This is a genomic window from Burkholderia sp. A2 (assembly GCF_001729305.1).
In the GTDB taxonomy this organism is placed as follows: Bacteria; Pseudomonadota; Gammaproteobacteria; order Burkholderiales; family Burkholderiaceae; genus Burkholderia; species Burkholderia sola.
The window spans coordinates 8,366-29,808 of the sequence record NZ_LZXX01000138.1 but is presented as its reverse complement, the minus strand read 5'-3'; the positions used below and the strand labels follow the sequence as shown (position 1 = coordinate 29,808).

Sequence of the window (21,443 nt, the reverse complement as noted above, 5' to 3'; positions counted from 1 at the left end):
CGGCCTGACTGGAAATTTACGTTGCGGCGCCGCAGCGATAAAGCGGCTCGACGCGAATTGACTGGCGGAGTTTGCCGAACAATCGACCGGGCGCGGTCAGCCGGCGCTCAGCCACGCGTCGGCAACCGCGCCGTGCAGCCCGTCGAGCCCGCCGTCGTAGACGATCCGTCCGCGCCCCATCACCGCGACCCGTCGCGCGAGCCGCGGCGCGAGCTGCAGCCGCTGCTCGATCAGCACGATCGCGACGCCGTCGGCCTGCAGCGCGGCGAGACACACGCCGACCTCGTCGACCGCGAGCGGCGCGAGCCCCTCGGCCGGTTCGTCGACGATCAGCACGCGCGGGCGGCCGGCGAGCGCGCGCACCAGCGCGAGCACCTGCTGCTCGCCGCCCGACAGTCGCCCGGCTCTCACGTCCGCGCGTGCGGCCAGCAGCGGAAAACGGTCGAACAGGCGGTCGAGCGCCGCACGTTCGGCTGCGCCGCTCGCGCCGCGCAAACCGAGCCGCAGGTTGTCGCGCACGGTCAGCAACGGAAACACGTCGCGGCTTTCAGCGACGTAAGCAATACCGCGCCGCGCGATCTCGAACGTGCGCGCCCCCGCGCACTCGGCGCCGGCGATGCGCACCGAGCCGGCCGTGCACACGAGCCCCATCACGGCCTTCGCGAGCGTCGAGCGCCCGGAGCCGTTGCGGCCGAGCAGCGCGAGCGTCTCGCCCGGCACGAGCGCGAGATCGACGCCGTCGAGCACGGGCTGCATCCCGTACCACGCGCGCAGCCCGCGAATGTCGAGCACCGCGCTCATGCGGCGCCCTCGCCCAGGTACGCGGCACGCACGCGCGGATCGGCGCGGATCGCGTCGGGCGCGCCGGTCGCGACCACCGTCCCGCGTACGAGCACCGTGATGCGTTCGGCGAAACCGAACACCGCGTCCATGTCGTGCTCGATCATCAGCACCGTTCGGCCCTGCGTCGTCGCGCGGATCAGCGCGATCATCCGCGCGGCCTGCGCGCGGCTCATGCCGGCCGTCGGCTCGTCGAGCAGCAGCGTACGCGCGCCGCTCGCGAGCGCGATTCCCAGATCGAGCGCGCGCTGCTCCGCATAGCTCAATTCGCCGGCCGGCGTGTCGCGCCGCGCGTCGAGGCCGATGTCGTGCAGCACGCGCGCGGCCGCGAGATCGACCGACGAGGATTCGCGCAGCCGGTTCCACCAGCGCCGCCGTTCGGCCGGCGCATGCAGCGCCGCGCAGCGCAGGTTGTCGAATACGCTCAGGCGCGCGAACGCGCTCGTCTGCTGGAAACTGCGGCCGATGCCGAGGCGGCTCGCGACGACCGGCCCGCGCCCGCGCAGCTCGACGCCGTGCAGCATGACGCGCCCGCGCGTCGGTCGCGTCGCGCCGGCAATCACGCCGAACAGCGTCGACTTGCCCGCGCCGTTCGGCCCGATCAGCGCATGGCGCTCGCCGGCCGCGACACTCAGATCGACACCATCGAGCACGGTCTGCGCGCCGAAGCGCTGCACGATGCCGTGAAGCACGATCGCGTTGCCGTTCATCGCGCGTCCTCCCGCGTGCCGGCCGCCGCGCCGTGCCCGAGCCGCGCGCGCCAGCCCCACAGCAGCATGCCGATGCCGGCCGCCGAACAGGCGACGGCCCAGCCGGCCGGCGTATCGGCGTCGATGCCCCATGCGCCGAACGCGACGCCCGTGCCGTCGTCCTGCGCGAAGCGCCACGCATAGCCGAGCTCGGCCGCGCAGACGATCGCGACGCCCCAGAACGCGCACGCGCCGACGCCGCATACCATGCGCCATCGCTCGACCGCCGGTGCGCCGCGCCGCAGCACCTGCGCGAGCGCCTGCGCCATGCCCGCGATCCCGCCCGGCGCGGCGACGACGATCGCGACGAACAGCACGCCGAGATACAGCGCCCATGCGCGCGACACGCCCGCGACGACGATGCTCAGCGCGGTCAGCACGGCCGCGCCGGCCGCCGGCCCGAAGAATGCGCCGGTGCCGCCGATCACCGCGGCGATCAGCACGGTCGCCGAGCGCGCCATCGATACGCTGTCGGGCGTCGCGATTTCGACGTCGATCAGCGTCAGCGTGCCGGCGACGCCGGCGAAGAACGATGCGCAGGTGACCATCGCGAGCCGCACGCGGCGCGGATCGGTACCGAGCGCCGCGACGCGCGCCGGGTTGTCGCGCACCGCGTTCGCGAGCCGCGCGAGCGGCGTGCGGGTCAGCGCATGCATCGCCCATGCCGACACGACGCACCACGTGGCGATCAGCGCATACGCGTGCGCCGGCGCGCCGAAATGTGCGTTGCCCCACGGCGCGCCGCTCGCGCGATCGATCGGCACGCCGCCGATCCCGCCGAACCACCCGGGCACGCTCCACGCGGCCGCCGCGACGCATTCGCCGAGCCCGAGCGTGATCATCGCGAACGCGGTGCCGGAACGGCGCGTCGCGAGCAGCCCGGCGACGCACCCGAAGCCCGCGCCGGCCATGCCGCCCACGAGCGGCAACAGCGGCAGCGGGCCGCCGATGTGATTGAACCAGTGCGCGGCCGCGAACGCGCCGACGCCCGCGAACGCCGCATGCCCGAACGACAGCAGCCCGGTTGTGCCGAGTTGAAGGTTGTACGACAGCGCGAGCACGACGAGCGCGGCCGTCTGTGCGAGATAGCCGAGCACCGCGCCATGCGGCCACAGCCACGCGGGCGACGCGAAGCATGCGGCGAACAGCGCCCAGCGCACGCATCCGGCCAGTGCGCGGCTATGCATCGACACGCTCGCCGAACAATCCGCGCGGCCGCGCGACCAGCACCGCGACGAGCAGCAGGTACGGCACCAGCGGCGCCAGTTGCGCGATCGACACCGCGGCCACGCTGTCGGGCAGCGCGATGCCCGTCCATTGCGCGAGGTCGCGCAGCGACGTGTCGCTCGCGGCCGCGAAGGTCTGCGCGAAGCCGACCGCGAGCGACGCGACGAACGCGCCGCCGAGCGAGCCGAGCCCGCCGATCACAACGACCGCGAACACGATCGACCCGACGGTTTCGGCCAGCGCCGGTTCGATCACCGCGAGCGGCGCACCGATCACGCCGGCCAGCGCCACGAGCGCGGTGCCCGCGCCGAACAGCGCCGTCATCATGCGCGGCACGTCGTAGCCGAGCGCCTCGACCGCCGCGCGATGCGTGAGCGCCGCGCGCACGACGAGCCCGATGCGCGATGCACGCAACAGCACGCCGAGCGCGACCAGCATCGTTGCGGACATCGCCATCATGAACAGCCGGTAACGCGGCAACGCGAGACCGAACACGGTCGCGGGCGCGCCGTCGAACAGCGGCGGCACGGGCGCCGGCAGCGGCGCGAGACCCCACACGAGCTTCGCGCCCTCGCCGATCAGATACGCGAGCCCGAAGGTCAGCAGCAGCTCGCTCGTATGGCCGCGCGCCTGCACGCGGCGCAGCAGCGCGCGTTCGCAGCCGGCGCCGAGCAGCCCGACCGCGAGCGGCGCGAGCACGAGCGCGAGGCCGAAGCCCGCATGAGCCGCGATGCTGTAGCCGACGTACGCACCGAGCATGTAGAAACTCGCATGCGCGAAGTTGAGCACGCCTTGCACGCTGAAGATCAACGTGAGGCCGGCCGACAGCATGAACAGCAACAAGCCGTAGCTGAGGCCGTTGAAGGCCTGGAGCGCGAACGCGTGCACCGCGTCGCGTCAGGCGGCGAGCGGTTCGAGCGCGGCGCGCAGCGCGTCGGGCAGCGGCACCGGGCGGCGCGTGCCGCGATCGACGTACACGTGCACGAAATGCCCCTGCGCGGCGGGCGACGCATCGCCTTGCGCGAACAGCCCGACCTCATAGCGCACGCTCGACGTGCCGAGCTTCACGACGCGCAGCCCCGCGTCGACCGATTGCGGGAACACGAGCGGCGCGAAGTAGTTGCACTGCGTCTCGACGACCAGCCCGATCGTCTGCCCGTGCTCGACGTCGAGCACGCCCGCGCGGATCAGGTACGCGTTCACGACGGTGTCGAAGTAGCTGTAGTAGACGACGTTGTTCACGTGCCCGTAGACGTCGTTGTCCATCCAGCGGGTCGTGATCGGCAGGAAGTGGCGATAGGCGTCGCGCGGACGCGGCTGCGGCTTGTCGGACATGGCGATGGCGCTCACTCAGGACGATGGAGGCGAAGGGTACGAAGGAGACGATCGGAACGACGCGCGGCGGCCGCATGACGCGATGCGCGGCCGGCAACGCAGCCCCGCGCCGCGATCATGCGCAGCACGGCGGACGATACCCCGCGGGCAGACCGGCCCGTCACTGGCCCGGCCGGTCGACGAATTCGAAATCGAGGCCGCGCGCGCGCATCCAGTCGGCGAGCGCGACGCCCGTGCCGGCGCGCCACGGGCGCAGCAGCGGCGGATCGACGAGCTTGTATTCGAGCAGTTCCGGCGATAACGACACCGTCCCCGACGCCCGCACGTGGTACGCGATGATCAGTTCGTTCTTGCGGATGAATTCATACACGCCGACGAGCGACACCTGCTCGGCCTTCAGCGCGGTTTCCTCGAACACCTCGCGCGCGATGCCGTCCTCGGGCGTTTCGCCGTTTTCGAGGAAGCCGGTGATCAGCGCGAACATCCCTTCGGGCCACGCGGCGTTGCGCGCGAGCAGGATCTTGCCGTCGAGTTCGACGATCGCGGCGACGACAGGCAGCGGGTTGTTCCAGTGCACGTAGCCGCAGGTGTCGTCGGGGCAGGCCCGGCGGATGCGGCCGCCCTCGTGGTCGGGATCGGCACGCTCGGTCAGCGGGCTCGCGCAGCGCGGGCAAAAACGGTAGTCGGCGGTGATCATCGAATGAACATGGCGGACGCCGGACGGACGCCCGCAGGGCGGCCCGCGCGCCCGCTCGGCGCGGGAAAGGCCTCATTTTAGCGAGTTTGCCGACGACAGGCGTCCCCCACCCACGATGCACGCCGATCCGCGCCGATTGCCCGGTCATGCCCGACAGACCGCCAAAAGAAACAGGGGCATCGCGTAGCCACGCGAAGCCCCCGCGAACAGCACTGTTGCGGCGAAGGCGAGCCGGCGACGGGCAAGCGTGCCGCCATCGCCGGCCGGCCGACCTATCCGGCTCGGATGCCGGACGGGCGCCGGGTCAAGGTCGCGAAGCGCCACGACGTGCCCGGGAAGCAAGCGCCACCGCAATGAACGCCGCCTCCCGGACCGAGACCGGCCGGTTACTCGCCGATGACGCCGAAGTCGAGGCCCGCAAGCGGCACCGCCGCGGCGCTTCCGGTCACGCTGTTGCCACGCATCGAGCCGAAGTTGAGACCGGCCAGCCCGCCGTAGCGCTGCCCGTAGCCGGCCATGTGCGCGATGAGGCTGCTCGAACTCGAATGTTCGATGTCGCCGAAGTTCTCGCCCGCGATGCCGCCCAGCCATGCATTGCGCCCGCCGGACACCGTACCCGACGACGACGACGACGCGATCCCGCCGTCGTTTTCGCCGACGAGACCGCCGACCGAACTGTCATCGCCGCCCTTCGCCGAACCGGAAGCGCTGGACGCGACGATCGATGCGCCCATGAAGTTCAGGCCGACCAGGCCGCCGACGTAGCTATCGGCGCCCGCGACGACGTTGCCGCTCGCGCGGGTGCCCGTCAGCGTGCCCGCGTTCCGGCCGACGGCCCCGCCTGCGATGCTGGTCTCGCCAGCCGATACGTCGCCGGCCGCCGAGGACCCTGCCACGTCGCCGTGGTTCTCGCCCACGACACCGCCCGCGATGCTCGATGCGTCGGCGACGACCGCCCCGTAGGCATCAGATGCGCTCACGCTCTCGGTATTGACACCGACCAGGCCGCCCGCCTTGCTCCGCACACCGACCTTGACCGCCCCATAGGCAGACGACCCGTCGACCGTGCCGTCGTTCCAGCCGACGAGGCCACCGGCCTTCGCGTCGTCGCGCCCTTCCACCTTGCCATGCGCGTCCGATGCAATCACCTGGCCGATGGCGCCGTTGCGGCCGACGAGGCCGCCGAGTTCGCTGTCGTCGCCCGCCGACACGTTGCCGTTCGCCGTGGATGCGTTCACCGTGCCCGCGTTATACCCGACGAGCCCGCCCGCCACCGCGCGGTTGCCGGCCCGGACGTTGCCGTTCGCCGTCGACGCCAGGATCGTCCGCCGGTTGACGCCGGCAAGCGCGCCGACGATGGCCGACTTGCCGGCCACGACGTCGCCGCCGGCCGTCGACGACGCGATCTCGCCGAGGTTTTCCCCGACCAGGCCGCCTGCCTTGGCGTTGTCGCCCACGGTCACGCTGCCCGTCGCGCCGGACGCTTCGATCGACGCACTGTTGCGGCCGACGAGGCCGCCCGCCGTCGCGTAACGACCGCCGCGCACGCTCGCGGACGACGAGGACGCCCGGATGCTGCCGCCTTCGTTGGAGCCGACGAGGCCGCCAACGAGGCCGCCGACATACAGTCCGTTGGCGTTGCCGTCGGCCGTCGCGGTCGAGCTGACACTGCCCGCGGCCGTCGCGGCCGTGATGACGCCGCGGTTGACACCGACCAGACCGCCGGTGCCGCCGACCGACTGGCTGCTGACCTGTACGTCGGCATGGCTGTTGCTGATGGTCGCCTGACCGCGATCCGGCCAGATGACGGTGATGTTCTCGCCGGCCAGGCCGCCGACCGCCAACGCGTCCTTGCCTCCTTCGACACGCCCCGAAACGGATGCGCGATCGATCCGGCCGCTCAGGTTGCTGCCGACCAGACCACCGACAATCGCCCGGCCGTCGCCGCGCACCATGACGTCCCTCGCCTTCACGTTCGTGATGTCGCCCGTGTTGTAGCCGGCCAATGCGCCGACGCTGACGGGGCTGCCGTAGGCCTGACCCGACGTTCGTGCCGTGATTTTCTCCAGCGTGAGGTTGGCGATGCGGCCGGCGTTGGACGCAAACAGCCCGACGACCGCTACGCCGGGATTCACGACCGACAGGTTGCCGATGGTATTGCCGAGGCCGTCGAACACGCCGCCGAATGCGCTGTTGCCGCCGAGGCTGCGGAACTGCGCGCCGTTGCCGTTGATCGCATTGCCCAGTACGTAACGGCCGTTCAGGTTGCCGTCGACGCTACGCAGCCCCGCGAGATCGTGAATCACGCGATATGCTTCGCCGTTTGCCGAGAACGATGCGTGGCGCCCCGACAGCGTGACCACCGCATCGTCGTTTGTCAGCGTATGCCCGCTGCCCGAATTCAGCTCGAGGTGCGCGTTTTCACCCGTCAGCGTCAACTTGTTGCCGATACGGATGCGCTTCGCCGCATTCACGGCCACGCCGGCGTTCGCACCACTCGCCGTCACCGACTGCTTCAGGTCGACGTCGCCCTTTTGCGACGTCAGCGTCAGCGCGTTGTCGCTCGTCCAGGTCACGGCGTCGCCCACCGTCAGATCGCCCGACGTATTGGTCAACGCGACGTTCGTCGTGTCGAGGTTGCGCGACAGCGTCTGTCCGTCGACCGCGCTGCCCCCGGAACCGACGCCCGCGTTGGCCGCCTCGATCGCCCACCGGCCCGCGCGGCCCGATGCCGCGCGCGTATCCACCTGCGTATCGCGCGCCACCGTCACCCGCTCGCCGCGCGTCGTCACCGTGCCGCCTGCCGTCGATGCGTCCTGCGCACTCGCGTCCAGCTTGCCGCCGACATGAACCTGGCCGCCATCCAGCGTGATCTTCCCGTCGCGGCTGCTCAGGCCCCTCGCCTCGATCGTGCCGCTGTTCTTCACCACCGAGCCCAGCAGATCGCCCGCCGCGCGCGCCGTCATCAGCACTTCACCGCCGTCCGCCTTCAGCAGCCCGCCGTTGTGCGCCTGCGCGTCCACCGCGCCGCCTTCCACCTGCAGGCTCAGCAGCCCCTGGCCGTCGAAGTTCACGTTGAACGCATTGCCCGCGCCCAGCGCCACGCGGCCCATCCGCGCGCGGATCACGCCCGTGTTCGACACCTGCGCACCCAGCAGCGCCACGCTGCCTTCGTCCGCTGCCGTGATCGTCCCTGCGTTCTCCACCGACTGCCCCGATGCGCCCGCGAACCGATAGCGACCCGCGAGGAAATCCGCGTCCGACAGGTTCTGCGTCGACGCGACCAGCCCACCCACGTTCACCTGTGCCCCCGCGCCGAACATCACGCCGTTCGGGTTCACCAGGAACACGCGGCCGTTCGCGTCGAGCTGGCCATGAATCTGGCTGCCGTTTTCGCCGATCACGCGGTTCAGCGCGATCGACCGATTCGTCGGCTGGTGGAACGACACGCGTTCGCCGCCGCCCACGCTGAAGTCCTGCCAGTTCGTGATCAGCTTGTCCGTGTGCTGGTTGATCGACATCGTCTTGCCATCCGTCGACGTCGAGATGTCCGCCTGCCCCGACGCGATCACGCCGCCCGTCGGCAGTGCAAACGCACTCGACGCGGCCAGCCCGAGCAACGATACCCCGGCTGCGGCGAGCAGGCGCGCGCCTCCGCTCGATTTACTGCGTCGGCGCGCGGTTTCCCCGACCGGGCACCAACTCCGTTGCACTTCGTTCCATACGAGTGAATAGGCCTTATTCATTCGGCATCCTCTTCATTTGGTTTTTGAATGCCCGCACGAGACGGGCGACGATCACGCTCGCTCAGAAATACTGAGCGGCCTGAACCCATACGCTCGGCGCGCGGTTCGGCGAGTCGCCCCCCCTGCCGAGCGGCAATGCGGCAGTCAACGACACCTGTCGGGTCGAGCCGTACCAGCTCGCGCCGAAGCCCACCGACTGCATGTGCTGCGTATTCCGTTCGCGCGTCCACGGATGCCGGTTGAGCTGGACGGCGCCCGCATCGACGAACGTGCTGACCTGCCATCCGGGCGCGGCGAGATAACGCAGTTCCGCGCTTGCCTGCCAGCCCTGATCGCCGCTGCCTTCGCCGAGCGCATATGCGCGCACGCCGTACGGGCCACCCAGGCTGAATTTCTCCGACGAATCGAGATTGCGCGACGCAAGCTGGGCGCCCACCTGCGCGTACACCTGGAACCGGCTGCCCACAGCCTGAACGCGCTGCAGGTTCAGGTTCAGCTTCGTGAAGCTGCCGGTCGCATGCGTCAGCTCGTTCGCTCCCAGCGCATCGGTACTGCGCAAGCGCCCGACGCCGAACATCAGCGAGAAGCCGTTCCGGCCGCCGCCCAGCCAGCCGTCCTGGCTGTTCCCGCTGAGCCCGAACGTCCACAGGCCGACATTCTTGTCGTTGTGCAACGAAAAGACGCCGTATTTGTCATGCAGGTTCTTGTTCTCGTACTGAATCTGGGCCGTAAGGCCCGCGTGGCGCGTGCGCACGATCGGCTGCGCGACGTACACGGTCTGCACGCTCGCGCGCCCGCTCGCGTCGAGATCGGAAAAGCCGCCTGCGAGCCGGTAGCGCAGCGACGAATACCCCACCCCGACCCGCGTCGATGCCGGTCCGACCGGTACCTGATAGGCTGCGCGGTAATAGCGTTGCCGTTCATGGGTGACGAGGCCGCGCAGGCTCAGGCGATCGCCGAGCCGCAGCGGCGCATTGACATCGACGCTGCCGCCGACGCGGTAACGCCCCGTCGACGTGTCGCCGAAGTTGTCGAATTCGAGCGCCCCGGAAACAGGCGACACTCGCCGGGCCTCGACGACGAGATCGGTGGTGCCGGGCGCGTCGCCGGGACGCAACGTGCCGCGCGCGCCGACGCCGGCCAGATCGTCGAGCAGCAGCAGGCTGCGCTCGAGACCGGGGCCATGAACGACATCGCCCGCACGCAGTGCCGCGAGCGGCTGGCGCACCACGGCGTCGAATACGCGGGAATGGTTCTGGATCTCGATGCGGCCGTAGCGCCCTTCGGCGATTTCGATGCGCACGACGCCGTCGTCGATCTCCTGCTTCGGCAGATAGGCCCGTGCGAGCACGTAGCCGCGTGCGCGATAGAAGGCGGAGATCCGCTCGGTCGCACGCTGAAGATCGGCGAAGCTCAACGCATCGCCGGCCAGATCGGAGACGAGCGCCTCCAGCATCGCGCTGTCGAATACCGTATTGCCGCCGATCTCGAAGCCGCGCACAAAAACACGCGCCCCGGTTTCAGCAGGCGTCTGCGCGCCGCTGCCCGACGGCGCGATCTCGAGGTCGGGCGCGGCTTCCGGCGGCAGGTCCGGCCGGGACGTTTCGATGTCGCGCATCGCAGCGCCAGCGTTCGGCACCTGCGCATACGCGTGCCCGAAGAGAATCGCGGCGCCCGTTCCCCACAGCAGCGACAGGCACATCGCGCGACCGGCGCCCACGGCCGCCCGCCGCATGCCGCGGGCTTCGATCACCGTGGCACACTCGCCGGCAGCGCGAGGACCTGCCACCCGGAAACGGCCGATGTCGTCACGACAACGGACGACGATTCTGATTGGTTCTACCCACACCCACATGCGTCACGGCACCCCGAGTCGAACTGCCGGATACGCTCCGACAATCAAATAATCCGGGGCATCCTACAGATCGTGAGTCCGTATGTATGTAGAGCAGGTACGAAATTCGCGCAGTATTTTTCGTTCAAATAGAGTCGCGTATCAACCGGTGCGGACATAAATATCGCAATCCTATTTATTTATCCCGTTCGATGCCGGCGTGCGACGGCGATCGCCGCAAAGCCCGCCGCCCCGGCCAGCAGCACCGCGGCCGCGAGCCAGAGTACCGGCGTGAACGACGCGTACCGCGCGACCAGCGGCGCCGCGACCAGCGGCGCCGCGACGAGCGGGCCGAGAATCTGCCCGACCCCGTACGACGCGGTCGCATAGCCCATCAGCCCGGCCGCGCGTTCGCCTTGCAACCGCCGCGCCTCGCGCATCGCGAACAGCGTGATCGCGGTAAACGGCAGGCCGAGGAGCGCGCTGCCGATCGAAAAGCCGGCCGCGTTCGGCCACACGATCCCCGCCGCGATGCCGAGCGCCTGCGTCGCGCAGCCGGCCGCCAGCAGCAGCCGGTTGTCCCAGTGCCCGGGCAGCCGCGCGGCGGTGATCGCGCCGACGATCAGCGCCGCGCCGAACATCGGCCAGAACAGGTCGGGCCACGGCGAACCGGCCGGCAGCGCGGCCCGTGCGATCACCGGCAGGAACGTCGCGGTGATGATGTAGCCGAAGCCCGGTGCGCCGTACAGCGCGACGAGCCACGCGGCGTCCGCGCGGTGGCCTCGCGTGCCGGCCCGTGCTGCCGGGGGGGCCGACCCGCCAGCCGCCGTATGCGGCACGGCGGCCGGCGGCATTGCCTGCGCGCGCGGGGCCGGGATCGAGGCCTGCGCCGCACCGAACGTGCGCCAGATCGCGAGCGACAGCACGGCCGACAACGCCGCGAAGCCCAGCCAGCCTACCGCCGCACGCTGGCCGGCCAGCGCACTGCCGATCAGCCCGGTCGCCACGATGCCGACGCCCGGCCCCGCGTAGATCACCCCGCTCCATTCGGGCGCATGCAGCTCGGCCAGCCGCCGCAGCCCCCATTGCGACATGAACACGAACGTCCATGCGCTGACGACGCCCGCGACGAAACGCACGACGAGCCACACCGACAGCCAGTGACCGACGCCCATCGCGGCGGTCAGCAGCACGGTCGCCGCGAGCCCGAAGCGCACGATCCGCGCCGGTGCGACGCGCAGCGCCGCGCAACTGACCGCGCCGACGAAGTACCCCGCATAGTTCGCCGACGCGAGCCAACTGCCGGCTTTCAGGCCGATCGAGCCGTCCGCGAGCATCAGCGGCAGCAGCGGCGTGAACGCGAAACGACCGACGCCGAGCACGACGGCCAGGCCCACCATGCAGGCGAGCGCGGCCGCGCGGGCACGGCGGTCGGCCTGGTCGGACGAAAGGACGCGGGCGGCTGCGGTCAGGGCATCGAAGCGGGACATGGCGGCAAAGGCCGGCGCTTCGCGCATGCCGGCCGGATCGGAAATCGGAATGGGTTGATTCTAGCTTGACCAACCGTTCTCTAAAAATGAATAATTGAGAATCAACCCATCCCTCGGAGAGAATCATGGATCTGGCGGCGCTGGCGATCTTCCGGGCGGTCGTGCGCGAGAACGGCGTGACGCGCGCGGCGGCCAAGCTCAATCGCGTGCAGTCGAACGTCACGACGCGCATCAAGCAGCTGGAGGAAGAACTCGGCGCGGCGCTGTTCGTGCGCGACGGCCGCCGGCTCGTGCTGACGCCGGCCGGGCATACGCTGCTGCCGTATGCGGAGCGCCTGCTCGCGCTCGCCGACGAGGCGCGCGACGCGATGCGCGAGGACACGCCGCGCGGCCGGCTGCGGCTCGGCACGATGGAAAGCACGGCCGCGAGCCGGCTGCCGGCCCTCCTCGCGCGCTACCACCATGCATGGCCTGACGTGTCGCTCGAACTGCTGACGGGCACGACGGGCTGCCTGATCGACCGCGTGCGCGACTTCGAGATCGACGCCGCGTTGTTCGCGCGCCCGCCCGAGCCGGACGCGCTGCCCGACACGTTCGAGACGGTGCCGATCTTCCGCGAGGATCTCGTGCTGCTCACGCCGCGCGGCCATCCGCCGGTGCACACGCCGCGCGACGTGATCCTGCCGACGCTGATCGCGTTCGAGCGCGGCTGCGCGTATCGCAAGTACGTCGAGCAGTGGTACGCCGCGCACGGCGTCAAGCCGGCGCGCGTGCTCGAACTCGGCTCGTATCACGCGATCGTCGCGTGCGTCGCGGCCGGCGCGGGCATCGCGGTCGCGCCGCGCTCGGTGCTCGATCTGCAGCCCGAGACCGGCAACATCGCCGCGCACACGATTCCCGAACTCGCAGGCATCGACACGCTGCTCGGGTGGCGGCGCGGTTATGCGTCGGCGGCGCTCGCCGCCCTCCGCGATGCGCTCACCGAAGCCACGCGGCAGCCTGGCGACGCGGCGAAGCCGGCCGCAACCGTGCCGGCCTGACCCTGGTTCGCGCGCCGCCGTGGCGATCGACGCGCACGATCTGCACAGCCTGCACAAACAAAACGACCCGACCGGCGCCTGCCGATCGGGTCGTTTTTCGATTCACGCGATGCCGTCAATGCGACGGCATCGCGTCGGTCGTGCAACGGATCAGAGCCGTTCTTCGACCCAGCCCTTCACGCCGGCCAGCGCGCCCGGCAGGTTCGCCGGTTCGGTGCCGCCCGCCTGCGCCATGTCCGGACGGCCACCGCCCTTGCCGCCGACCTGCTGCGCGACGAAGTTCACGAGCTCGCCGGCCTTGACCTTCTTGCTCGCGTCCGGCGTGACGCCCGCGATCAGGCTGACCTTGCCGCCTTCGACGGCCGCCAGCACGATCGCCGCGCTCTTCAGCTTGTCCTTCAGCTTGTCGACCGTTTCGCGCAGCGTCTTCGCGTCCGCGCCGTCGAGCGTCGCGGCCAGCACGTACACGCCGCCGATTTCGACGGCCTGCTGCGCGAGCTCGTCGCCCTGGCTCGACGCGAGCTTCGACTTCAGCGCGCCCAGCTCCTTCTCGAGCGACTTCACCTGCTCCTGCACCTGCACGATCCGTTGCGTGAGTTCCGACGGCTGCGCCTTCAGCGCGGCCGCGGCTTCGTTCACGCGTGCGTCGAGCTCCTGCACGTAGCGCACCGCGTTGTCGCCGGTGATCGCCTCGACGCGGCGGATGCCGGCCGCGACGCCGCCTTCGACGACGATCTTGAACAGGCCGATGTCGCCGGTGCGGTGCACGTGCGTGCCGCCGCAGAGTTCGCGCGAGAAACCGAGGTCGAGCACGCGCACTTCGTCGCCGTACTTCTCGCCGAACAGCGCCATCGCGCCGCCCTTCACCGCTTCGTCGTACGGCATCACGCGCACGATGCCCGGCGCGTTCGCGAGGATTTCGTTGTTGACGATCTGCTCGACGCGACGGATTTCTTCGTCGGTCATCGGTGCGTTGTGCGCGAAGTCGAAGCGGGTTTTCTCCGCGTCGACGAGCGAACCCTTCTGCTGCACGTGCGCGCCGAGCACTTCGCGCAGCGCCTTGTGCATCAAGTGGGTGGCCGAGTGGTTGCGCTGCGTGCGCGCGCGGCGATGCGCGTCGATCTCCGCGCGCAGCACGTCGCCGACCTTAAGCAGGCCCTGCTCGAGCGTGCCGTGATGGCCGATCACGTCGGCCTGCACCTTCAGCGTGTCGGCCACCGTGAAGCGCGTCGCGGCGTTCGCGAGCACGCCCTGGTCGCCGACCTGGCCGCCCGATTCCGCATAGAACGGCGTATGGTCGAGCACGACGACCGCATCCTGGCCGGCCTTCACTTCGTTGACGGCCGAACCGTCGACGTACAGCGCGACGACCTTCGCGTCGTCGAACGCGATTTCCTCGTAACCGTGGAACGTGGTTTTCGCGCCCGAGTATTCGAGGCCCTGCGTGGCCTTGAACTTGCCGGCCGCGCGCGCCTGCTCGCGCTGGCGCGCCATCGCGTCGTCGAATGCCGGCTCGTCGACCGTCATCCCGCGCTCGCGGCACACGTCGGCCGTCAGGTCCAGCGGGAAGCCGTACGTATCGTGCAGCTTGAATGCGAGCTCGCCGTCGAGCACCTTGCCGCCCTTCGCCTCCACGTCGGCCAGCGCGGCTTCGAGGATCGACATCCCGTGCTCGATCGTCTCGAAGAAGCGCTCTTCTTCCTGGCGCAGCACGTCCGTCACGCGCTGTTCGGATTCCTTCAGCTCCGGATAGGCGGTGCCCATCTCGGCGACGAGGTCGGCCACCAGCTTGTGGAAGAACGCGCCCTTGCGGCCCAGCTTGTAGCCGTGGCGGATCGCGCGGCGCACGATCCGGCGCAGCACGTAGCCGCGACCTTCGTTGCCGGGGATCACGCCGTCGACGATCAGGAACGAGCACGCGCGGATGTGATCGGCGATCACCTTCAGCGAGTTGTTCGTGAGGTCGCTGATCTCGGTCACGCGCGCGGCGGCCTTGATCAGGTTCTGGAACAGGTCGATCTCGTAGTTGCTGTGCACGTGCTGCAGCACCGCGGCGAGACGCTCGAGGCCCATGCCGGTGTCGACCGACTGCTTCGGCAGGCGCGTCATGTTGCCCTGCGCATCGCGGTTGAACTGCATGAACACGAGGTTCCAGATCTCGATGTAGCGGTCGCCGTCTTCTTCGGGCGATCCCGGCGGGCCGCCCCACACGTCCGGGCCGTGGTCGTAGAAGATTTCGGTACACGGGCCGCACGGGCCGGTGTCGCCCATCGTCCAGAAGTTGTCCGACGCGTAGCGCGCGCCCTTGTTGTCGCCGATCCGGATGATCCGCTCGGTCGGCACGCCGACTTCCTTCGCCCAGATGTCGTACGCCTCGTCGTCTTCCTGGTAGACGGTCACCCACAACTTGTCCTTCGGCAGCTGGTAGACCGTGGTCAGCAGCTCCCACGCGAACTTGATCGCGTCGTGCTTGAAGTAGTCGCCGAACGAGAAGTTGCCGAGCATCTCGAAGAACGTGTGGTGGCGCGCCGTGTAGCCGACGTTCTCGAGGTCGTTGTGCTTGCCGCCCGCGCGCACGCTGCGCTGCGCCGTCGTGGCGCGCGAGTACGGGCGCGGGTCCGTGCCGAGGAAGACGTCCTTGAACTGGACCATGCCCGAGTTCGTGAACATCAGCGTGGGGTCGTTACCGGGCACGAGGCTCGACGAGCGGACGATCGTGTGGCCCTTCGATTCGAAGAATTTGAGGAATTTCTCGCGGATTTCGGCAGCTTTCATGGCGTGCGGGGACAGTCTGGCAAAGACGGCTTCAAACGCCGGCGCCCTTGGGCGGCGCGCGGCGGCATGGATTCGGAAACGATCGATTATACGGGATCGGGGCCGGCTTCCGGGCAAAGCGCCGGCAAAGCGGCTCGGCCATCCGGACGGCCCGGCTGGGCCACCCGGATGGCCGATTCGCCTTAAGATGCTCGGCATGCCAATCGGCCTTGCCCGGCACGGCAGGCCCGCCATGAAAGGAGACGATTCGACGATGGGTGCCCTCAGCCATATCCGCGTGCTGGACCTGACCCGCGTGCTCGCGGGCCCGTGGTGCGCGCAGACCCTTGCCGATTTCGGCGCGGACGTGATCAAGGTCGAGCGCCCGGGCGCCGGCGACGACACGCGCCACTGGGGGCCGCCGTACCTGAAGGACGCGGACGGCGCGGATACCGCCGAGGCCGCGTACTACCTCGCGGCGAACCGCAACAAGCGCTCGGTGACGGTCGACATCGCCACGCCCGAGGGCCAGCAGATCGTGCGCGAGCTCGCCGCGCAGAGCGACGTCGTGCTCGAGAACTACAAGGTCGGGCAATTGAAGAAGTACGGGCTCGATTACGACTCGCTGCGCGCAGTGAAGCCCGATCTCGTCTACTGCTCGGTCACCGGCTTCGGCCAGACCGGCCCGTACGCGCACCGCGCGGGCTACGACTTCATCGTGCAGGGGATCGGCGGCTTCATGAGCATCACCGGCGAACGCGACGGCGAGCCGGGCGGCGGCCCGCAGAAGGCCGGCGTGGCGATCGCCGATCTCGCGACCGGCCTCTATTCGACGATCGCCGTGCTCGCCGCGCTCGCGCACCGCGACCGCACGGGCGAAGGCCAGTACATCGACATGGCGCTGCTCGACGTGCAGGTCGCGCTGCTCGCGAACATGAACACCAACTTCCTCGCGAGCGGCAAGCCGCCGGTGCGGTGGGGCAACGCGCATCCGAACATCGTGCCGTACCAGACGTTCCAGACGCGCGACGGCTGGATCATCGTCGCGGTCGGCAACGACGGGCAGTTCCGCAAGTTCGTCGAGGCGGGCGGCCGGCCCGGGCTGGCCGATGACGAGCGCTTCGCGACGAACCCGTCGCGCGTGCGTCACCGCGACACGCTGGTGCCGATCCTCGCGGAGATGGTGAAGGCGCGCGACAAGGCCGACTGGATCGGCGCGCTCGAAGCGGCCGGCGTGCCGTGCGGGCCGATCAACGATCTCGACGAGGTGTTCGACAACGAGCAGGTTATCGCGCGCGGGATGCAGGTCTCGCTGCCGCATCCGTGCGGCGCGGACGTGAAGCTCGTGCGCAACCCGATCCGGATGAGCGCGACGCCGCCGGACGCGCGCACGGCCCCGCCGCTGCTCGGCGCGCAGACGGAAGACGTGCTGCGCGACATGCTCGGCTACGACGATGTGCGGATCGCCGCGTTGAAGGCGAAGCAGGCGATCTGAGCGGCGCGGCGGCGGGCCGGAACGGGGGGCACCCCGGCCGGTCAGCGCCGGGCCAGCGTATCGCAGCCGCCGGCCAGCGCCGCAAGCGCTGCGGGCAATGGCGAACGCACGACGGCTGCGTAACCGCCGTGCCCGGCGGACAGACTGTCGACGGTAACGGCGACCGCGTCCGAATCCGCCGCGGCCAGGAAGACGAGCGACGGCGGCGGCTCGGACGCGATGCGATCACGGATGTCCAGCCGCCCGATCTGCCGTGGAAATTCGCGCGCAAGGTCGGCCAGATCGACCTGTCGTTGCGCGACGATCGTCGAAAGGGGCCCAAGATGCGCGGCCAGATCCGCCGACGCCATGCATTGCCGGGGGGCACGGCCGTCTGCATAAGTCACCTGCACGGCGAACCGCGCCGCGGGCTGTGAGCGCTGCGCGGTCAGCGTCAGCGCGGCGGTCGTATAGGTCAGCGACATCACCTCGTCGGGCAGCACGCCGAACAGCTCAGTGCCGGGATCGATCCGTATGCGGCTGTCGGTCCAGTCGGCGACGCTGCGCCAGCCGAAACCGGCGAGCAGACCGACCAGCATCGCCAGACCCGGGATCGCGAATCGCATTGCCGATGCGCTCTTCACGATACCTGCACCACGGTTCCCCTCGGAGCCCACTCGTACAGTCGTTTCGCATCGGCCTCGGCCAGGCGTACGCAGCCGTGCGATCCGAACCAGTCGCTGACGGTATTGCGCGCCATTCTCACCAGCGACAGCGGCATCGGCCGTGGTACTGGTGAAGCGCTTTGCCGTCTCCCGTGAAGAACATCGCGTAATCCATTTGCACGTTATAGGCACGACTGCGATAGGTCGGGTATTTCCGCATGATGCGGAAGGCACCCCGATCGGTCGGATGCTCGCTGTCTCCCGTCACACAGTCGAAGCGGAACACCCTCGCTGCCCCCCTCAAACGCCTCCACGCTCTGACTCGAGAGATCGACGACGATTCGTTTCGCCGCCGACGATTTTTTTCCGCCGGTCTGCTGATTCCGCGTTGCGCCGCTCGACATGCCCGCTCCTTCCGATCGAATTGAATAGACCGTCACGTTACCGGCCCGGCCGATCACAAAGTCATGGGGTTCGTCACACGATGCACGTCGCGCCCAAACCAATCACGGGCAGCAAGGCTCACAGCGCGCCGCGACGCATCGCATGAGATTCGCGCTTTGTTAAAAAAGGTGTCCGATTCGGTGAACCACGACCGGCAGTCAGTCCGTGGTCCCCATCGCATCGAGCCAGCCACGCGCTTGCGGCCAGTCGCCGAGCCCGCTGTCCGCGTTGATGTGGCCGCGCGGGCCGAGGTCATGGAACGTGCTGCCCCACGCGTTCGCGCAGCCGCGTGCGAAGGCGAGCGAACCGTACGGATCGTCGCTGCTCGCGACCACGCAGGTCGGAAACGGCAGCCGTTCGCGTGGGACCGGGCCGAAGCCGTGCGCGTCGGCCGGAAACGCCGGCCCGGCCGGATCGGGCAATGCGACGAGCAGCGCACCGCGCACTTTCGCGAGCGCGGCCGGCCGCGCGTAGCGGGTCGCCCACCATGCGGTGGTCAGCGTACCGAGGCTGTGGCCGGCGATCAGCACGGGCCCACGCGCGGCTTCGACCGCCCGGTCGAGCGCGCGACACCAGCCGTTGCGGAACGCGTGGTCCCAGTCCGGCATCGCGATCCGCACGAAACGCGCATCGGCGCGCTCCCAGCGGCTCTGCCAGTGAAGCGGGCCCGAATTGGCGTAGCCCGGCAAGACGAAAACGACGGGGTCGGTCATGGAAGGGTTCGTCGACGAATGGAGTCGTGTTGTAGCGTCGACGCAGTGTCGCACACCCGCCTCTCCCTGATGGTGCCTGTCAAAATCCGGGGGATGTGCGTGACCTTCGAGCGGGTGGTGACGCACTCAGCCAGGCGTCACGACCCGGGGGCCGGCGGTCGGGTGCGCCCGCGACGCGGGCGCCCGCCGGCGTGAATCAGCGTACGCCGGCGCCGACCAGGCCGCCTGCCGCCGCGCCGGCCACCGTGCCGACCGGGCCGCCCGTGATCAGGTAGCCGAGCGCACCGCCCGCGGCCGCGCCGATACCGGCGTTACGCTGCGTATGCGTCATCGCGCATGCGCCGAGTTGCGACAGGGCCGCGACGATCACCGCGGTACGAACGAGAAAAGTGGTCTTCTTCATCATGATTGTTGGCTTCCTCCCGCCCCGCAAAATCGCGAACGGCGGCATTGAATCGGTGAAGCCATCATAGGAAAAGCCGAACGACGCCCGCAATCCGATTTACGTCGTGTTACAGCCGACACACACTCGATATATTGCGATACGCATGCCAGTGGACGGCGCCCGACCCGCAGGCCGCGCGGGACGGACCCCGGTCAGGTAGAATTACAGGATTAAACCGGCGCGACGCGCCGACACAACCCTGACGCCAACCGCATGAGCACCGAACGCAACGACGCCCCCGCGGCTTCCAATTTCATCCGCAACATCATCGACGACGACAACCGCACCGGCAAATGGGGCGGCCGCGTCGAGACGCGCTTCCCGCCCGAGCCGAACGGCTATCTGCACATCGGCCACGCGAAGAGCATCTGCCTGAATTTCAGCATCGCGCGCGACTACGGCGGCGTGTGCCACCTGCGCTTCGACGACACGAACCCGGAAAAGGAAAGCGTCGAATACGTCGACTCGATCGTCGACGCGGTGCGCTGGCTCGGTTTCGACTGGCGCAAGGACGCGGTCGATCATCAGTATTTCGCGAGCGACTACTACGACAAGCTGTACGAATTCGCCGAGCTGCTGATCCAGCGCGGCAAGGCATACGTCGACAGCCAGAGCGCCGACGAAATGCGCGCGAACCGCGGCTCGCTGACCGAAGGCGGCAAGCCGTCGCCGTTCCGCGACCGCACGCCCGAGGAAAACCTCGACCTGTTCCGCCGCATGAAGGCCGGCGAGTTCAAGGAAGGCGAGCACGTGCTGCGCGCGAAGATCGACATGGCGTCGCCGAACATGAACATGCGCGACCCGGTGATCTACCGGATCCGCTATGCGCACCACTACCGCACCGGCGACGCCTGGTGCGTGTATCCGATGTACGACTATACGCACTGCATCTCGGATGCGCTCGAAGGCATCACGCACTCGCTGTGCACGCTCGAGTTCGAGGATCACCGCCCGCTGTACGACTGGGTGCTGAACGAACTCGCGGAAGCCGGCGTGTTCACGCGCCCGCTGCCGCAACAGATCGAATTCTCGCGGCTGAACCTCACGTACGCGATTACCAGCAAGCGCAAGCTGCTGCAGCTCGTCACCGAAGGCCACGTCGACGGCTGGGACGACCCGCGGATGCCGACGATCGTCGGCGTGCGCCGCCGCGGCTTCACGCCGGAGAGCATCCACCTGTTCTGCGAGCGGATCGGCGTGACGAAGATCGATTCGTGGATCGACATGAGCATCTTCGAAGGCGCGCTGCGCGACGACCTCGACGACAAGGCCGCGCGTACGGTCGCGGTGCTCGATCCGCTGAAGCTCGTGATCGACAACTATCCGGAAGACCTCGAGGAAGCGTGCACGGCGCCCGTGCATCCGCACCATCCGGACCGCGGCGTGCGCACGTTCCCGATCTCGCGCGAACTGTGGATCGAGCGCGAGGATTTCGTCGAGAATCCGCCGAAGGGCTATTTCCGGCTGTTCCCGGGCAACAAGGTGCGCCTGCGCTACGGCTACGTGATCGAGTGCACGGGCTTCGACAAGGACGCCGACGGCAACGTGACGGCCGTGCACTGCAACTACTTCCCGGACAGCAAGTCGGGCACCGAAGGCGCGAACACGTACAAGGTGAAGGGCAACATCCACTGGGTCAGCGCGAAGCACGCGCAGCCGGCCGAAGTGCGGATCTACGATCGCCTGTTCAAGGAGCCGCACCCGGACGCGGGCGGCGCGAACTTCCTCGAGGCGCTGAACCCCGATTCGAAGAAGATCGTGCAGGCGTACGTCGAGCCGGGCAACGGCGACGTCGCGCCGGAAACGCGCCTGCAGTTCGAGCGCCACGGCTACTTCGTTGCAGACCGTGTCGATTCGAAGCCGGGCAAGCCGGTGTTCAACCGGATCGTCGGGCTGCGCGACAGCTGGGGCAAGCCTGCCTGACGGCCGGCTCCGCGCGGCGGCGGGCGGCTTCGCAAGCCGCCCCCGCTGCCTGCCCATGAAAAAACCG

Annotated in this window: 18 protein-coding genes; 3 read left to right on the top strand and 15 right to left on the bottom strand. The window is 69.2% G+C overall.

Annotation, left to right across the window (positions count from 1 at the left end):
* Positions 1-96: 96 nt before the first annotated feature.
* From A9Z05_RS30340 to A9Z05_RS30300, 9 genes are all read right to left on the bottom strand, one after another.
* On the bottom strand, positions 97-801 hold the full coding sequence (locus A9Z05_RS30340) for an ABC transporter ATP-binding protein (RefSeq protein WP_069621304.1): 705 nt from the start codon (positions 799-801) through the stop codon (positions 97-99).
* A complete protein-coding gene (locus A9Z05_RS30335; protein ID WP_069621303.1) occupies positions 798-1,550 on the bottom strand; it encodes an ABC transporter ATP-binding protein in 753 nt (250 codons plus the stop codon). Before A9Z05_RS30335 ends, A9Z05_RS30340 begins: the two co-directional genes overlap by 4 nt.
* Positions 1,547-2,776, bottom strand: coding sequence for a branched-chain amino acid ABC transporter permease (locus A9Z05_RS30330; RefSeq protein ID WP_069621302.1), 1,230 nt, complete (start codon positions 2,774-2,776; stop codon positions 1,547-1,549). The genes A9Z05_RS30335 and A9Z05_RS30330 overlap by 4 nt, the downstream gene beginning before the upstream one ends.
* A complete protein-coding gene (locus tag A9Z05_RS30325; protein ID WP_069621301.1) occupies positions 2,769-3,704 on the bottom strand; it encodes a branched-chain amino acid ABC transporter permease in 936 nt (311 codons plus the stop codon). Before A9Z05_RS30325 ends, A9Z05_RS30330 begins: the two co-directional genes overlap by 8 nt.
* 9 nt (positions 3,705-3,713) lie before the next feature.
* Positions 3,714-4,151 carry a thioesterase family protein gene (locus tag A9Z05_RS30320; protein WP_069621300.1) on the bottom strand — a complete coding sequence of 146 codons (438 nt, stop codon included), beginning with the start codon at positions 4,149-4,151 and terminating at the stop codon, positions 3,714-3,716.
* Positions 4,152-4,311: 160 nt separating this feature from the next.
* Positions 4,312-4,848, bottom strand: a complete 537-nt coding sequence (locus A9Z05_RS30315) for an NUDIX domain-containing protein (RefSeq protein ID WP_069621299.1) — start codon at positions 4,846-4,848, stop codon at positions 4,312-4,314.
* Positions 4,849-5,234: 386 nt separating this feature from the next.
* Positions 5,235-8,594: a filamentous hemagglutinin N-terminal domain-containing protein gene (locus A9Z05_RS30310; RefSeq protein WP_069621298.1), complete on the bottom strand. Its 3,360-nt coding sequence runs from the start codon at positions 8,592-8,594 to the stop codon at positions 5,235-5,237.
* A 61-nt stretch (positions 8,595-8,655) separates the two neighbouring features.
* Positions 8,656-10,347: a ShlB/FhaC/HecB family hemolysin secretion/activation protein gene (locus A9Z05_RS30305; RefSeq protein ID WP_371090926.1), complete on the bottom strand. Its 1,692-nt coding sequence runs from the start codon at positions 10,345-10,347 to the stop codon at positions 8,656-8,658.
* A gap of 281 nt (positions 10,348-10,628) precedes the next feature.
* Entirely contained in the window at positions 10,629-11,918 is a 1,290-nt protein-coding gene (locus tag A9Z05_RS30300) for a YbfB/YjiJ family MFS transporter (protein WP_069621462.1), read from the bottom strand.
* 125 nt (positions 11,919-12,043) lie between these two features.
* On the opposite strand from A9Z05_RS30300, the gene A9Z05_RS30295 reads away from it, so the two are divergent.
* Positions 12,044-12,958: a LysR family transcriptional regulator gene (locus tag A9Z05_RS30295; protein WP_069621297.1), complete on the top strand. Its 915-nt coding sequence runs from the start codon at positions 12,044-12,046 to the stop codon at positions 12,956-12,958.
* A gap of 150 nt (positions 12,959-13,108) precedes the next feature.
* On the opposite strand, the gene alaS is transcribed toward A9Z05_RS30295, so the two are convergent.
* Positions 13,109-15,733 (bottom strand): alanine--tRNA ligase, encoded by a 2,625-nt coding sequence (gene alaS, locus A9Z05_RS30290; protein WP_069621296.1) that lies wholly within the window; start codon positions 15,731-15,733, stop codon positions 13,109-13,111.
* A gap of 253 nt (positions 15,734-15,986) precedes the next feature.
* Between alaS and A9Z05_RS30285 the strand changes: the two genes are divergently transcribed.
* Positions 15,987-17,207: a CaiB/BaiF CoA-transferase family protein gene (locus tag A9Z05_RS30285; RefSeq protein WP_069621295.1), complete on the top strand. Its 1,221-nt coding sequence runs from the start codon at positions 15,987-15,989 to the stop codon at positions 17,205-17,207.
* Between the two features lie 41 nt (positions 17,208-17,248).
* Here the strand turns inward: A9Z05_RS30285 and A9Z05_RS30280 are convergent, their stop codons facing one another.
* The 5 genes from A9Z05_RS30280 to A9Z05_RS30270 all read right to left on the bottom strand — a co-directional run bounded on the left by A9Z05_RS30280 (position 17,249) and on the right by A9Z05_RS30270 (position 19,414).
* Positions 17,249-17,812, bottom strand: a complete 564-nt coding sequence (locus A9Z05_RS30280; protein WP_249190328.1) for a hypothetical protein — start codon at positions 17,810-17,812, stop codon at positions 17,249-17,251.
* A gap of 14 nt (positions 17,813-17,826) precedes the next feature.
* Positions 17,827-17,946, bottom strand: coding sequence for a L,D-transpeptidase (locus A9Z05_RS38140; protein WP_256122135.1), 120 nt, complete (start codon positions 17,944-17,946; stop codon positions 17,827-17,829).
* A gap of 2 nt (positions 17,947-17,948) precedes the next feature.
* Positions 17,949-18,119, bottom strand: coding sequence for a L,D-transpeptidase (locus tag A9Z05_RS38135; protein WP_256122134.1), 171 nt, complete (start codon positions 18,117-18,119; stop codon positions 17,949-17,951).
* Positions 18,120-18,453: 334 nt separating this feature from the next.
* Entirely contained in the window at positions 18,454-19,008 is a 555-nt protein-coding gene (locus A9Z05_RS30275) for an alpha/beta hydrolase (protein WP_069621294.1), read from the bottom strand.
* A 196-nt stretch (positions 19,009-19,204) separates the two neighbouring features.
* Positions 19,205-19,414, bottom strand: coding sequence for an ornithine acetyltransferase (locus A9Z05_RS30270; protein WP_006497729.1), 210 nt, complete (start codon positions 19,412-19,414; stop codon positions 19,205-19,207).
* A gap of 252 nt (positions 19,415-19,666) precedes the next feature.
* On the opposite strand from A9Z05_RS30270, the gene A9Z05_RS30265 reads away from it, so the two are divergent.
* The gene (locus A9Z05_RS30265) at positions 19,667-21,376 is read left to right on the top strand and encodes a glutamine--tRNA ligase/YqeY domain fusion protein (protein WP_069621293.1); all 1,710 of its coding nucleotides are present in this window, start codon (positions 19,667-19,669) and stop codon (positions 21,374-21,376) included.
* The last annotated feature ends 67 nt before the right edge of the window (positions 21,377-21,443 follow it).